General features: G+C 64.2%; 15 protein-coding genes. 12 read left to right on the forward strand and 3 right to left on the reverse strand.

The features are described 5' to 3' along the window. The first annotated feature begins 167 nt into the window (after positions 1-167). Entirely contained in the window at positions 168-500 is a 333-nt protein-coding gene (locus OKW20_RS12505) for a hypothetical protein (RefSeq protein ID WP_156134093.1), read from the forward strand. Positions 501-639: 139 nt separating this feature from the next. Continuing rightward, entirely contained in the window at positions 640-1,140 is a 501-nt protein-coding gene (locus OKW20_RS12510; protein ID WP_429172598.1) for an HD domain-containing protein, read from the forward strand. Between the two features lie 180 nt (positions 1,141-1,320). On the opposite strand, the gene OKW20_RS12515 is transcribed toward OKW20_RS12510, so the two are convergent. Next, positions 1,321-2,106 (reverse strand): TSUP family transporter, encoded by a 786-nt coding sequence (locus tag OKW20_RS12515; RefSeq protein ID WP_043617370.1) that lies wholly within the window; start codon positions 2,104-2,106, stop codon positions 1,321-1,323. 48 nt (positions 2,107-2,154) lie between these two features. After that, the gene (locus OKW20_RS12520) at positions 2,155-2,481 is read right to left on the reverse strand and encodes a hypothetical protein (protein ID WP_156134091.1); all 327 of its coding nucleotides are present in this window, start codon (positions 2,479-2,481) and stop codon (positions 2,155-2,157) included. An 85-nt stretch (positions 2,482-2,566) separates the two neighbouring features. On the opposite strand from OKW20_RS12520, the gene OKW20_RS12525 reads away from it, so the two are divergent. From OKW20_RS12525 to OKW20_RS12550, 6 genes are all read left to right on the forward strand, one after another. Next, entirely contained in the window at positions 2,567-3,031 is a 465-nt protein-coding gene (locus OKW20_RS12525) for a cobalamin biosynthesis protein (RefSeq protein ID WP_043617367.1), read from the forward strand. A 130-nt stretch (positions 3,032-3,161) separates the two neighbouring features. Next, positions 3,162-4,001 carry a uroporphyrinogen-III C-methyltransferase gene (gene cobA / locus OKW20_RS12530; protein WP_429173431.1) on the forward strand — a complete coding sequence of 280 codons (840 nt, stop codon included), beginning with the start codon at positions 3,162-3,164 and terminating at the stop codon, positions 3,999-4,001. Continuing rightward, positions 3,998-5,302: a cobyrinate a,c-diamide synthase gene (locus OKW20_RS12535; RefSeq protein ID WP_429172601.1), complete on the forward strand. Its 1,305-nt coding sequence runs from the start codon at positions 3,998-4,000 to the stop codon at positions 5,300-5,302. The genes cobA and OKW20_RS12535 overlap by 4 nt, the downstream gene beginning before the upstream one ends. Further along, positions 5,299-6,300 (forward strand): threonine-phosphate decarboxylase CobD, encoded by a 1,002-nt coding sequence (cobD, locus tag OKW20_RS12540; RefSeq protein WP_429172604.1) that lies wholly within the window; start codon positions 5,299-5,301, stop codon positions 6,298-6,300. Before OKW20_RS12535 ends, cobD begins: the two co-directional genes overlap by 4 nt. Before the next feature lies 1 nt (position 6,301). After that, positions 6,302-7,273 carry an adenosylcobinamide-phosphate synthase CbiB gene (cbiB, locus tag OKW20_RS12545; RefSeq protein WP_429172606.1) on the forward strand — a complete coding sequence of 324 codons (972 nt, stop codon included), beginning with the start codon at positions 6,302-6,304 and terminating at the stop codon, positions 7,271-7,273. A 129-nt stretch (positions 7,274-7,402) separates the two neighbouring features. Then, positions 7,403-7,831 carry a L,D-transpeptidase gene (locus OKW20_RS12550; protein WP_043617351.1) on the forward strand — a complete coding sequence of 143 codons (429 nt, stop codon included), beginning with the start codon at positions 7,403-7,405 and terminating at the stop codon, positions 7,829-7,831. 277 nt (positions 7,832-8,108) lie between these two features. Here the strand turns inward: OKW20_RS12550 and OKW20_RS12555 are convergent, their stop codons facing one another. Beyond that, positions 8,109-8,846: a Crp/Fnr family transcriptional regulator gene (locus tag OKW20_RS12555; RefSeq protein ID WP_052201805.1), complete on the reverse strand. Its 738-nt coding sequence runs from the start codon at positions 8,844-8,846 to the stop codon at positions 8,109-8,111. 216 nt (positions 8,847-9,062) lie between these two features. Here OKW20_RS12555 and hemN point away from each other — a divergent pair, with 216 nt between their 5' ends. The 4 genes from hemN to OKW20_RS12575 all read left to right on the forward strand — a co-directional run bounded on the left by hemN (position 9,063) and on the right by OKW20_RS12575 (position 12,620). Further along, the gene (gene hemN, locus OKW20_RS12560) at positions 9,063-10,412 is read left to right on the forward strand and encodes an oxygen-independent coproporphyrinogen III oxidase (protein ID WP_429172609.1); all 1,350 of its coding nucleotides are present in this window, start codon (positions 9,063-9,065) and stop codon (positions 10,410-10,412) included. 118 nt (positions 10,413-10,530) lie between these two features. Continuing rightward, entirely contained in the window at positions 10,531-10,815 is a 285-nt protein-coding gene (locus OKW20_RS12565) for an acyl carrier protein (RefSeq protein ID WP_089044188.1), read from the forward strand. A 115-nt stretch (positions 10,816-10,930) separates the two neighbouring features. Continuing rightward, on the forward strand, positions 10,931-11,416 hold the full coding sequence (locus OKW20_RS12570) for a 3-hydroxyacyl-ACP dehydratase FabZ family protein (protein ID WP_034788315.1): 486 nt from the start codon (positions 10,931-10,933) through the stop codon (positions 11,414-11,416). A gap of 1 nt (position 11,417) precedes the next feature. Then, complete coding sequence (locus OKW20_RS12575; protein ID WP_429172613.1) at positions 11,418-12,620, forward strand: beta-ketoacyl-ACP synthase; 1,203 nt, start codon at positions 11,418-11,420, stop codon at positions 12,618-12,620. The last annotated feature ends 8 nt before the right edge of the window (positions 12,621-12,628 follow it).

Here is a 12,628-nt window from a genome sequence, read left to right on the forward strand (position 1 = left end):
TCATGGTTACCGGATCTTTTGCCGAGTCTGGAGGCTGTCCTCGTCGTCCGCCGTGTCGGAAGGGTGGCAAAATTCGAGCCTTGATGGCTGCTCCTTCCGCCGGGCGATTGTATAGGCAGGAGGCCGCACCCATGTTAGAGCGTCGACAGGCTAAATACGGGTGAACCTTGAAGAATACTCTCAAAGCTGCACTTGGTGTCGCATCGATCTTGCTGTTCTTGTCATCAGGCGTGGCGGGGCAGGCGCAAACCGTGAAGAGCGGTGCGTCACGGGCCCAGGAAACGTCGGCCAGCCAGAAGGCGAAACCGAAAACCAAAACGACGCGCAAGCAAAGGGCCGCGGATGAAGCCAAGGCCAAGGCGCTCGCCGAAGCGCGCCGCCCACGGCTCTGCAAGACCCGGGACAACGAATGCGGCTATGGCGCAGGTCCGGTCGGAGAACAGTGCTCGTGCTGGTCGAAATCTGGTGCGCCGGATCTTGGCATAACTGTCAGACGTTGATCGCCCGCGACATTCGCGCGGGCCGGCAAGCGCGCCGTTCTATGCAACCTGACGCGTTAGAACGCGCAGGTCGCCTGGTTCGTCTCTAAAGGCTTGGAATTGGGTTTGAGTGATGGAAGCCGGCGTTGAACGCAGAAAAATGACCGACCTCGAAAACAGTGCGCTTCAGTTCGCGACCCGAGCACATGGGGAGCAGAAGCGCAAATATGACGGTCGGCCCTATATCGTTCATCCGGTTGCGGTGGCGGAGATCGTTCGAAGCGTTCCCCATACGCCCGAAATGATCGCCGCAGCGCTGCTTCACGATACGGTCGAGGATACCGACGCGACCCTGTTGGAGATCAAGGAGGCGTTCGGCCCCAAGGTCGCAACGCTGGTTGCGTGGCTCACCGATATATCCACCCCGTTCCACGGCAACCGACAGGTGCGTAAGGAACTGGATCGCCAGCACCTTGCACTGGCGCCAGCGGCGGCGAAAACCATCAAGCTCGCCGACCTGATCGACAACGCGACAGCGATCAGAACCGGCGATCCGAATTTCTGGAAAGTGTTCGGCGCCGAGATGAAGCGCCTACTGGAAGTCTTGGGCGACGGCGACGAAACCCTTCTCGCAAAGGCCCGTGCCTTGGCGCCGGAATGAGAGTTCTGCCGTTTATCGGCAAGCCTCTCCGCGCCCTGTCGATCCGGCTCGCCGGTCATCGAGGATTGCAGAACCGACGTGCGCTTGCGGTCTCTGCCCGCCGGTGTGGCCCACGCGCCTCGTAGGCTCGACCCGCGCGCCCATTAGGACGGCGCAGAACTTGCCGACCGCGCCGGCGCCTCAAAGCCCCAGCCAGATCCTCAAGGGATGCATCGGATCGGCGAGCAGCCGGATCGCGAGTGCGATCGAGACGATGACGAGCAGCGGCTTGATGATCTTGGCGCCCTTGGCCATGGCATAGCGCGAGCCGACCTGGGCGCCGAGGAACTGGCCGAGGCCCATCAGTAGGCCGACCTTCCAGAGGACGGCGCCGAAAAAGAGGAAGACGCCGAAGGCGCCGACGTTGGAGCCGAAGTTGAGGAACTTCGTGTGCGCCGTCGCCTTCAACACGCCGAAGCCGGCAAGCGTGACGAAGCCGAGCATGAAGAAGGAGCCGGTGCCAGGGCCGAAGACGCCGTCGTAAAAGCCGATCAACGGCACCAGGGTCAGCGTGAAGACGAAGGGCGTGACGCGGCTGTGCTGGTCGACGTCGCCCATGTTCGGCTTCAGGCCGAAATAAAGCGCAATGGCGATCAACAGGAAGGGCAGGATCGCCTTCAGCACATCGCCGGGAACGATGGTCGCAAGCAGGGCGCCGAGCACGGCGCCGGCCGCCGACATCAGCGCCATCGGCAGTTGCTCTTTCAGGTTCACATGGCCGCGCCGGGCATAGGACAGCGTGGCCGAGCCTGAGCCGAACAATCCCTGCAGCTTGTTGGTGCCGAGCGTCTGCAAGGGCGGGATGCCGGCAATCAACATGGCCGGAATGGTGATCATGCCGCCGCCGCCAGCGATCGAATCGATGAAGCCGGCAATGAAGGCGGCGACGAACAGGAAGGCGAGCAGGTGGAAGGCGAGATCTTGCACGGCGGGGACTCAAAGGGGGAGATGTCAGGCGGGATTTTCCGCCTTGTGTCAGAGCCCGGCGCGATTTGCAAAGCCTTCTGTTGCGGTGTCGCTGTTCACGCAGGCTTCGGAACTGCGAAACCGGCAGAGATTCAAAGCCTTGTCCTGAGTCGCTGGTTTTCTGGATGGAGGCGCTCTTGCGCGCACGGGCGCCCAAGATGGGCTGTCATTGCGATAGGGCGAGCGGATGACGATGTTCCTCAAACGCGACATGGCGATGGCGCAATCCGGTTTGACCGGCCTTTCGCGCTCCGGTAAAAATGAAGGATATGCGACGGCGTCCGCTTCGGCGGACTGAAAGAGCGTCCGGTGCGGCCGACCCAGCCAGGGGGCCATCAGCCGGTGCTGTCCAGATCGGCCGGGACCATTCGTCCCAGCCGGCGCTTCGTTAAGGAGAACCGACGAAGGGAGCCGGCCGCCGATGCCATCGGGCCAACACGCTGCACAGACGACAAAGGCAGGAACCGGGCTGGTGCTCGGGCTCGGCTGCGAGCGTCGCACGCCGGCCGATGAGGTGATCGCCCTTGCCGAGCGCGCGCTTGCCGATGCCGGTGCCGCGTCCAGTGATCTGCGTCTGGTCGCCTCGCTCGATGCCCGCGCCGAGGAGCCGGCGATCCTGGCAGTCGCAAAACATTTCGCGGTTCCGGCCGCGTTCTACGATGCCGCCACGCTCGAAGCCGAAGCTTCGCGACTCGCCAATCCCTCGGAGATCGTCTTTGCCTACACCGGCTGCCATGGTGTCGCCGAAGGGGCAGCGCTCGTCGGCGCCGGCAGCGAAGCCGTTCTGATCGTGCCGAAGATCGTCTCCGCCCATGCGACGGCGGCCCTCGCAGGGCCGGCGACCTTGCGCGCTGAAAAGCGCATTCCGGCGGCGGAGGCTGTCTGATGCGCGCCTATGTTGTTGAATTGAATCAATCTTTTGTCCGGGTTTGCTCAGGAATGGAATCCGGTTCTTTAGAGATCGCGTCAGGCGCGCCGTTGGGCGGCGCCGAAATACAGGTGGGACAGCACGCATGATCGACAACCTCTTTGCCGGATTGCCGGCGCTCGAAAAAGGTTCGGTCTGGCTGGTTGGCGCCGGCCCGGGCGATCCCGGCCTGTTGACGCTGCATGCGGCCAATGCGCTGCGCCAGGCGGATGTGATCGTGCACGATGCGCTGGTCAACGAGGATTGCCTGAAGCTCGCGCGGCCGGGCGCCGTGCTGGAGTTTGCGGGCAAGCGCGGCGGCAAGCCATCGCCGAAGCAGCGCGACATCTCGCTTCGCCTCGTCGAGCTCGCGCGCGCCGGCAACCGGGTGCTGCGCCTCAAAGGCGGCGATCCCTTCGTCTTCGGCCGTGGCGGCGAGGAGGCGCTGACGCTGGTCGAGCATCAGGTGCCGTTTCGCATCGTGCCCGGCATCACCGCCGGCATCGGTGGCCTTGCCTATGCCGGCATTCCGGTGACCCACCGCGAGGTCAACCACGCCGTCACGTTCCTGACTGGCCATGATTCCTCCGGCCTGGTGCCGGACCGCATCAACTGGCAGGGTATCGCCAGCGGATCGCCTGTCATCGTCATGTACATGGCGATGAAACATATAGGCGCGATCGCCGCCAACCTCATTGCCGGCGGCCGCTCGCCGGACGAGCCTGTTGCCTTCGTCTGCAACGCAGCGACGCCGGAGCAGGCGGTGCTGGAAACGACGCTTGCGCGTGCGGAGGCCGATGTCGCGGCGGCAGGGCTGGAGCCGCCGGCGATCGTCGTCGTCGGCGAGGTGGTGCGACTGCGCGCAGCACTCGACTGGATCGGCGCGCTCGACGGGCGCAAGCTCGCCGCCGACCCCTTCGCCAATCGCATTCTCAGGAACCCGGCATGAGCGGATTGCTGATTGCCGCCCCATCGTCCGGCTCCGGCAAGACGACGGTGACGCTCGGGCTGATGCGCGCGCTGAAGAAGCGCGGCGTGGCGATCGCGCCCGGCAAGGCGGGGCCGGACTATATCGATCCCGCCTTCCATGCGGCGGCGACCGGTGAGCCCTGCTTCAACTACGACCCCTGGGCCATGCGCCCGGAACTGCTGCTTGCGAATGCGTCGCATGCGGCTGCCGGCGGGCGCACCTTGATCGTCGAGGCGATGATGGGGCTGCACGACGGGGCTGCCGACGGTTCGGGAACGCCGGCTGATCTCGCCGCGACGCTGAACCTCGCTGTCATTCTGGTGGTCGATTGCGCCCGCATGTCCCAGTCGGTTGCCGCACTGGTGCGCGGTTATGCGGATCACCGCGACGATATCCGGGTGGTCGGCGTCATCCTCAACAAGGTCGGCAGCGACCGGCATGAAATGATGCTGCGCGATGCGCTCGCCAAGGTGCGCATGCCTGTGTTCGGCGTGCTCCGGCAGGACAGCGCGCTGCAACTGCCGGAGCGCCATCTCGGCCTGGTGCAGGCGGGCGAACATTCGGCGCTCGAAGGCTTCATCGAGGCCGCGGCAGCGCGCGTCGAGGCGGCCTGCGATCTCGACGCCATCCGCCTGATCGCGACGATTTTTCCGCCGGTGCCGGCAGCCGCCGATACCAGGCGGTTGCGGCCGTTCGGCCAGCGCATCGCGGTCGCGCGCGATATCGCCTTTGCCTTTTGTTACGAGCACCTGCTTTACGGCTGGCGGCAAGGCGGCGCGGAGATTTCCTTCTTCTCGCCGCTCGCCGACGAGGCGCCGGATGCAGAAGCCGATGCCGTCTATCTGCCCGGCGGCTATCCGGAGCTTCATGCGGGGCGCTTAAGCGCCGCCGCCCGCTTCCGCTCGGGCATGCATTCGGCGGCCGAACGCGACGCCCGGATTTTTGGCGAATGCGGCGGCTACATGGTGCTTGGCGAAGGGCTTGTCGCTGCCGATGGCGCACGCTACGACATGCTCGGCCTGCTGCCACTCGTCACCAGTTTTGCCGAGCGCAGGCGGCACCTCGGCTATCGCCGCGTCGTGCCTGTCGACAACGCCTTCTTCGATGGACCCATGACGGCGCACGAATTCCACTATGCGACCATCGTCGCCGAAGGGGCGGCCGATCGGCTGTTTGCCGTCAGCGACGCCGCCGGCGAGGATCTCGGCCAGGCAGGCCTCCGGCGTGGCCCTGTCGCCGGTTCCTTCATGCATCTGATCGACGTCGCGGGTGCGGCATGAGCGCGCCGATCGTTCATGGTGGCGGCATCACCGAGGCCGCAGCGCGCTATGGCGGCCGGCTCGAAGACTGGCTGGATCTCTCGACCGGCATCAACCCATGCCCCGTCGCCTTGCCTGAAGTGCCCGAGCGCGCCTGGCACCGGCTGCCGGATCGGCAGACGGTGGATGACGCGCGGCGCGCGGCCGCCGACTACTACCGCACCAACGGCGTGCTCCCGTTGCCTGTGCCGGGCACGCAATCGGTGATCCAGCTGCTGCCGCGTCTTGCTCCGGCAGGCAGGCGCGTCGCGATCTTCGGGCCGACCTATGGCGAATATGCCCGCGTGCTCGAGGCGGCCGGCTTTGCCGTCGATCGCGTCGCGGATGCCGACGCGCTGACGGCCGAACATGGCCTTGTCATCGTCGTCAACCCCAACAACCCGACCGGCCGCGCCTTGACGCCGACGGAGCTTTTGGCGATCGCCGCAAGGCAAAAAGCGAGCGGCGGGCTGCTGCTCGTCGACGAAGCATTCGGCGATCTCGAGCCGGAGCTGAGCGTCGCCGGCCATGTGCCGGGGCAGGGCAATCTCATCGTCTTCCGCTCCTTCGGCAAGTTCTTCGGCCTTGCGGGCCTGCGCCTGGGTTTCGTCGTTGCGACCGAGCCGGTGCTTGCGTCCTTTGCCGACTGGCTCGGCCCCTGGGCCGTCTCCGGTCCGGCGCTGACGATCTCGAAAGCGCTGATGCAGGGCGACACGAAGGCGATCGCAGCGGGGATCATCGAGCGTCGCGCCGGCCTCGACGCGGCTCTCGATGGGGCAGGGCTCGCCCGCGTCGGCGGCACAGGGCTTTTCGTGTTGGTCGAGCATCCGCGGGCGGCGCTGCTGCAGGAGCGGCTCTGCAAGGCCCATATCCTCACGCGCAAGTTCGACTATGCGCCGAGCTGGCTCAGGATCGGGTTGGCACCTGACGCGGCGGGCGACCGGCGGCTTGCGGACGCGCTTGCCGGCATGGAGCTCTGAGGTGTCGGAGACCATCCTTTTCATCCTCGCGCTGGCGCTGGTGATCGATCGCGTCGTCGGCGATCCGGACTGGCTCTGGGCGCGCGTGCCGCATCCGGTCGTGTTCTTCGGCAAGGCCATCGGCTTTTTCGACGCCCGGCTGAACCGCGAGGATCTGGAGGATGGCGCCCGCAAATTTCGTGGCGTCGTCGCGATCCTGCTGTTGCTTGGCCTCAGCGCCTGGTTCGGCCATCTGCTGCATCGCCTGTTCGCCGTCTTCGGGCCGCTCGGCTTCCTGCTGGAGGCGGTTCTGGTCGCGGTCTTCTTGGCGCAGAAGAGCCTTGCCGATCACGTGCGTCGCGTGGCCGAGGGCCTGCGACAGGGTGGGCTCGAAGGCGGACGTGCCGCCGTGTCGATGATCGTCGGCCGCGATCCGAAAACGCTCGACGAACCGGCGGTCTGCCGCGCGGCGATCGAGAGCTTGGCCGAGAACTTTTCCGATGGCGTCGTGGCACCGGCCTTCTGGTATGCCGTTGCCGGCCTGCCGGGGCTTCTTGCCTACAAGATGCTGAACACGGCCGATTCGATGATTGGCCACAAGTCGCCGAAATATCTGCACTTCGGCTGGGCTTCGGCCCGGCTCGACGACGTCGCCAACCTGCCGGCTGCCAGGCTCTCGATCCTGTTGATCTCGGCCGGGGGGCTGATCCATCGTGGTGCCAGCGCTGCGAAGGATGCTCTGACCGTGAGCCTTCGCGACCACGGCCTGCACCGCTCGCCGAATTCCGGCTGGCCGGAAGCGGCCATGGCGGGCGCGCTTGACCTGCAGCTTGCGGGCCCGCGCATCTATGGCGGCGTCAAGGTCAGCGAGCCGATGATCAACGGGCCGGGCCGGGCGGTTGCGAAAAGCGAAGACATCGACGCTGGTATTGCTGTCTTTTACGGCGCCTGCACGGTCATGACCGGGCTTGTTCTTGCAATCGCAATGATTTGATCGCGGAAGTTGACCTTCGCATTAAGACTCTGCTTTCCATATGTATTAAGATCGTATCATATTCGATCAGTTATTCTCCTGGAACGTTTGGTTCCACCGGTACGTGTTCGTCTTCCCGGAGAGAGAAGCATGCGCAAAAGCCTTCTGACTGCGCTGATTGCCGCCCTGCTGCAGTTTACCGTTCAACCCGCGAACGCCGCCAATCTGATTGCCGATATCAGCCTGTCGTCGCAGACGATGACCGTCAGCCAGAACGGCATCGTGATGTATCGCTGGAAGGTCTCGACGGCGCGCAAGGGCTATGTGACGCCACGCGGCAGCTGGAGTGCGAAGTGGCTCTCGCGCAACCACCGTTCGCGCAAGTACGACGATGCGCCGATGCCTTACGCCGTGTTCTTCAACGGCGGCTACGCCATCCACGCCACCTACGACATCAAGCGGCTCGGCCGCCCGGCCTCGCACGGATGCGTGCGATTGCATCCGAACAATGCGGCAGAGTTTTTCGCCCTCACGAAGGAGCACGGGCTGGCGAACACGCGGATCGTGATTACGCGGTGACGGCATAGGGCTGCCGGCTCTCGTCAAGACTTGCGCCCCTCATCCGCCTGCCGGCACCTTCTCCCCGTTTTCTACGGGGAGAAGGGATGTTGCAGCACCCGCTCGTTCTCCACAGGCCCGTTTGATTTTCAGCTACGGCGGCGCCGCGGAAGGCGGCGCTGCGGCCGTCCTCGTTCCCTCTCCCCGCTTGCGGGGAGAGGGTTAGGGTGAGGGGCAATCTTGTGCAGATGTTTTGTGCGACGTCGAGCCAGGGCGCCTGAGAGCCGCCGAGCGCCGCTCAGTCGATGCCCGCCACATGCATCAGCCGGTCGAGGCTCGGCACGGTGACGTGGCGGCTGTTTTCGATGCGGATGACGTTCTCCTTGCGGAGCTTGGTGATCTGGCGGCTGACGGTCTCGATGGTGAGGCCGAGATAGTCGGCGATGTCGGCGCGCGACAGCGGCAGGTCGAACTCGTTCGAGGTGCCGTTTTCCGGGTCGATATGGGTGGCGATGATGTAGAGGAAACTCGCGACCTTTTCCTGCGCGGTCTTGCGGCCGAGCGTCAGCATCCAGTCACGCGCCTCGTCGAGCTCCTTCAGCGCCTGCTCGTGCAGCCGGTGCTCGAGGTTGGGCGCTTCGGAGACCAGGCGATCGATGACGGTGCGCGGGAAACAACAGATGTCGGTATCGACGGCTGCTTCCGCCGTCAGGGCGCTTTCGCGGGTAAAGGGCCGGCCCATGAAATCAGGGGCAAACTGCAGGCCGACGATCTGCTGCCGGCCGTCGGCCAGAACCTTGCTGAGCTTGACGACACCGTTGATGATGTTGGCATAGCTCTCGGTCGCTTCGCCCTGGCCGATGACCTCGCGGCCGGGCTCGATGCTGCGGCGAGTCGAATGGCGGCTGAGGTCGAGCAGCTGATCCGGGGTGAGCGTGCCGCAAACGCCGCCATGGCGCGCCTCGCAGGCGGCGCAGACGGCTGGAACCTCCGAATTATGGATATCCTTGCGACGATGTTCGTTCACGATCTGCAATTCTTTCTACCTGCATTCGATTGCTCCCTGGATGACCAAAGAGGATGCGGGTCGTTAAATCAAGAGTTGACAGGTGCTAATTCCGAAAGCGCGAAACAATGTCTCATGCCAGCTTGAGCATTGTCAATTTTAACGTGTTAATTCGGCGACTTGATCAAAATCAAAGGCCGCGTTGCCGATCCGTCCTAAGCCGTCTTCATGACAGCGGAGAGACTTATGGACGACGCGCTCATCCTCAAGCATGCGAGCCCTGTGCCGCGCTACACCAGCTACCCGACCGCACCGCATTTTTCCGAGGCGGTGGGGCCGGTTGACTATCAAGGCTGGCTCGGTGCGATCCGTGCGGGCGAGGCGATCTCGCTCTATGCGCACGTGCCCTATTGCGACAGGCTCTGTTGGTTCTGTGCCTGCCATACGAAGCAGACGCTGCGCTATGATCCGGTGGCAACCTATCTAGCCGGCCTGCATCGCGAGGTTGCAGAAATCGGCAGCCGGGTGAACCGCGAGGCCAGGGTGACGGCGCTGCATTTCGGTGGCGGCTCGCCGATGCTCGTCAGGCCCGACGACATGGTCGCGCTGAAGCGTGCTTTTGCCGAACACTTCACCTTTGCGCCCGATTGCGAGATCAGCGTCGAGATGGACCCGAACGATCTCGACGAAGCGCGCCATGACGCGCTGGCGGAGATCGGCATGACGCGGGCGAGCTTCGGCATCCAGGATTTCGATCCTGTCGTGCAGAAGGCGATCAACCGCATCCAGACCTTCGAGCAGACGCGCGACGCGATCGAGGCGTCCCGGGCACGGGGCGTGCACTCGGTCAATTGCGACGTACTCTATGGTTTGCCCTACCAAAGCCTTCAGTCGCTGGAGCGGACGATGGAGGCGGTGCTTTCGCTCGCGCCTGATCGCGTCGCACTCTTCGGCTACGCCCATGTGCCATGGATGAAGACGCACCAGAAGATGATTCCGGACGAAAGCCTGCCCGTCATCGTCGAGCGTTTCGCGCAGATGAGCCGCGCGGCCGAGATGCTGGTTACTGCCGGCTACGAGGCAATCGGTATCGACCATTTCGCAAAGCCCGACGACAGCCTGGCGCGGGCCAACCGGGAAGGGCGTCTGCGCCGCAATTTCCAGGGCTATACCGACGACGCGGCCGAAACGCTCATTGGTCTCGGCGCCTCGGCGATCGGTCAGTTTCGTCAAGGTTATGTTCAGAACATGCCGGCCACCGGCGAATATCTGCGCCATGTGGAAAACACCGGGCTGGCAGCCGTGCGTGGTTACCGCTTCACACCGGACGACATCTTGAGAGCAAAAGTGATTGCCGACGTCATGTGCCGCTTTGCCTTCTCTTTCGACGAGATCGAGCGGGACTTCCCGGCGCTTGCCGGCGCGGTGATCGAGGAGGCGCGGCTCTTCCGGGCACGCGATGTGGACGGGCTGACGACGATCGAAAGCGGGATTTTCCGCCTGACCGAACGCGGCAGGCCCTTTGCCCGCTCGGTTGCGGCCACCTTCGACGCCTATCTCGGCAATGGCCGCGGCCGGCATTCGGTGGCGGTCTGAGCCATGCTCCGTCGCAACACCGTTTTCCAATTTGAAAGCCTTTGGCATCAAGGCCATTGGCTTTTGCGGCGCATTTACCTATAGGATCGCCGAGACTCGACTTTAAAATATTAGAGGTATGCGCGTGACAGCTACATTCGACAAGGTTGCCGACATCATCGCGGAAACGAGCGAGATCGATCGCGAGACGATCACGCCGGAAAGCCACACGATCGACGATCTCGGCATCGACAGCCTGGACTTCCTCGACATCGTGTTTGCGATCGACAAGGAATTCGGCATCAAGATTCCGCTCGAGCAGTGGACGCAGGAAGTCAACGAAGGCAAGGTTTCGACCGAAGAATACTTCGTTCTGAAGAACCTCTGCGCCAAGATCGACGAACTGCGGGCTGCCAAGGGCTGATCGGGCTTTCGCCCGAGCCTTGCCACTCGATTTCCAATGCCGCCCGTCGCGCCCCGCGCTTGACAGGCGGCATTGGCGTTTTTACTTGAGCCCGAAACCAACGGGGTGAGCCTCAATGCTCCTTGAATACTTCCAGATGATCGATCGTGTCGAAACGGTCGATCTTTCGGCTGGCCGGCTGACGGCGCGGTCCGTCGTGCCGGAGAAGAGCCCGGTGTTCGAAGGCCATTTCCCGGGCTACCCGCTGGTGCCCGGCGTGCTTCTGATCGAGACCATGGCGCAGGCCTCCGGTTTCCTGGTGCTCGCCGCTACCAATTTTGCCGCCATGCCCTTCCTGATGTCGGTCGACGGCGCCAAGATGCGGACCTTCGTCGAGCCCTCGGCCGAACTCGAGATCGAAGCCTTCCTCGAGCATGAAGGTTCGGGCTTTGCCGTCACCAAGGCGAAGATCACCTCTGGCGGCAAGAAAGTCTGCGATGCCCAGCTGAAGCTGCGGACCATGCCGTTCGATCAGGTTCCGCTCGGCGATATCGTGCGCAAGCGGGCTGGAGAAGTGGGTCTGATGGCGGCGCTTTCAGCGGCAGCCGGTTCGGAGAAGTAAGATGAGCAAATCTGCAAACGACGTGGTCATTACCGGCATCGGTATCGTCACCAGCCAGGGCGTCGGCGTCGAGCCGCATCTGGCGATGCTTACCGCCGGCACGTCGCCGGCCGCGCGCGTCGAGACCGAGAAGTTCAGCCCCTATCCGGTGCATCCGCTGCCGGAAATCGACTGGTCGCAGCAGATCGCCAAGCGTGGCGACCAGCGCCAGATGGAAAACTGGCAGCGTCTCGGCGTCTTTTCCGCGGGCCTGGCGCTGGATGACGCCGGTCTCAAGGACAATCTCGAAGCCTGCGGCAGCATGGACATGATCGTCGCTGCCGGCGGCGGCGAGCGTGACATCAACGTCGATTCGCTGATCGTCGACGAGGCGCTGAAGCGCAACGACCGCGAACAGCTCCTCAACGAAAAGCTGACGACCGAACTGCGCCCGACGCTGTTTCTCGCCCAGCTTTCCAACCTGCTCGCCGGCAACATCTCGATCGTGCACAAGGTCACCGGTTCGTCGCGCACCTTCATGGGCGAAGAAGCGGCCGGTATCTCGGCGATCGAAACCGCCTTTGCCCGGATCAAGGCCGGCCAGTCGACGCATACGCTCGTCGGCGGCGCGTTTTCGGCCGAGCGCCTGGACATCATGCTGATGATCGAGGCGATCCAGGGCCAGGCAACCGGTGACTGGCACCCGATCTGGTCGCGCAGCCGTGACAACGGTGGCGGCATGATTCCCGGGTCGGTCGGCGCCTTCCTGGTGCTGGAATCACGCGAGTACGCCGAAGCCCGTGGCGCCCGCATTTATGCGACGATCGACGCGATCGGCAGCGACCGCGGCAGCCGCACGGACGGCAAGCTCGAAGCACGCCTTGCGGACCTTGCGAAACCGGCCGAGAAACTCGACCCAGCAGGCACGGTGGTCTTTTCCGGCACGTCCGGTTTTCATGACCTCGTCGCCAGCGAAAAGGCGTTCCTGCAGGCCAATCTGGCCGGCGCGCCGGTGCGTGCCTATGGCGGCATCGTCGGGCACAGCATCGAGGCGCAGTTTCCGGCGGGCCTAGCGCTTGCAGCGCTTACGCTCGGCCACGGCGCCAAGGTTCCGGCCTTCGACGCCAGCTTCGAAAAGCCGATGGGGGCTGCTGCCCGGTCGGCGGTCGTGACCACCGTCGGTCATTCACGCGGCGAAGGCGTCGCGGTCCTTTCGGCCGAATAAGAGGAACG

Source organism: Ensifer sp. LBL (assembly GCF_050435225.1).
In the GTDB taxonomy this organism is placed as follows: Bacteria; Pseudomonadota; Alphaproteobacteria; order Rhizobiales; family Rhizobiaceae; genus Ensifer.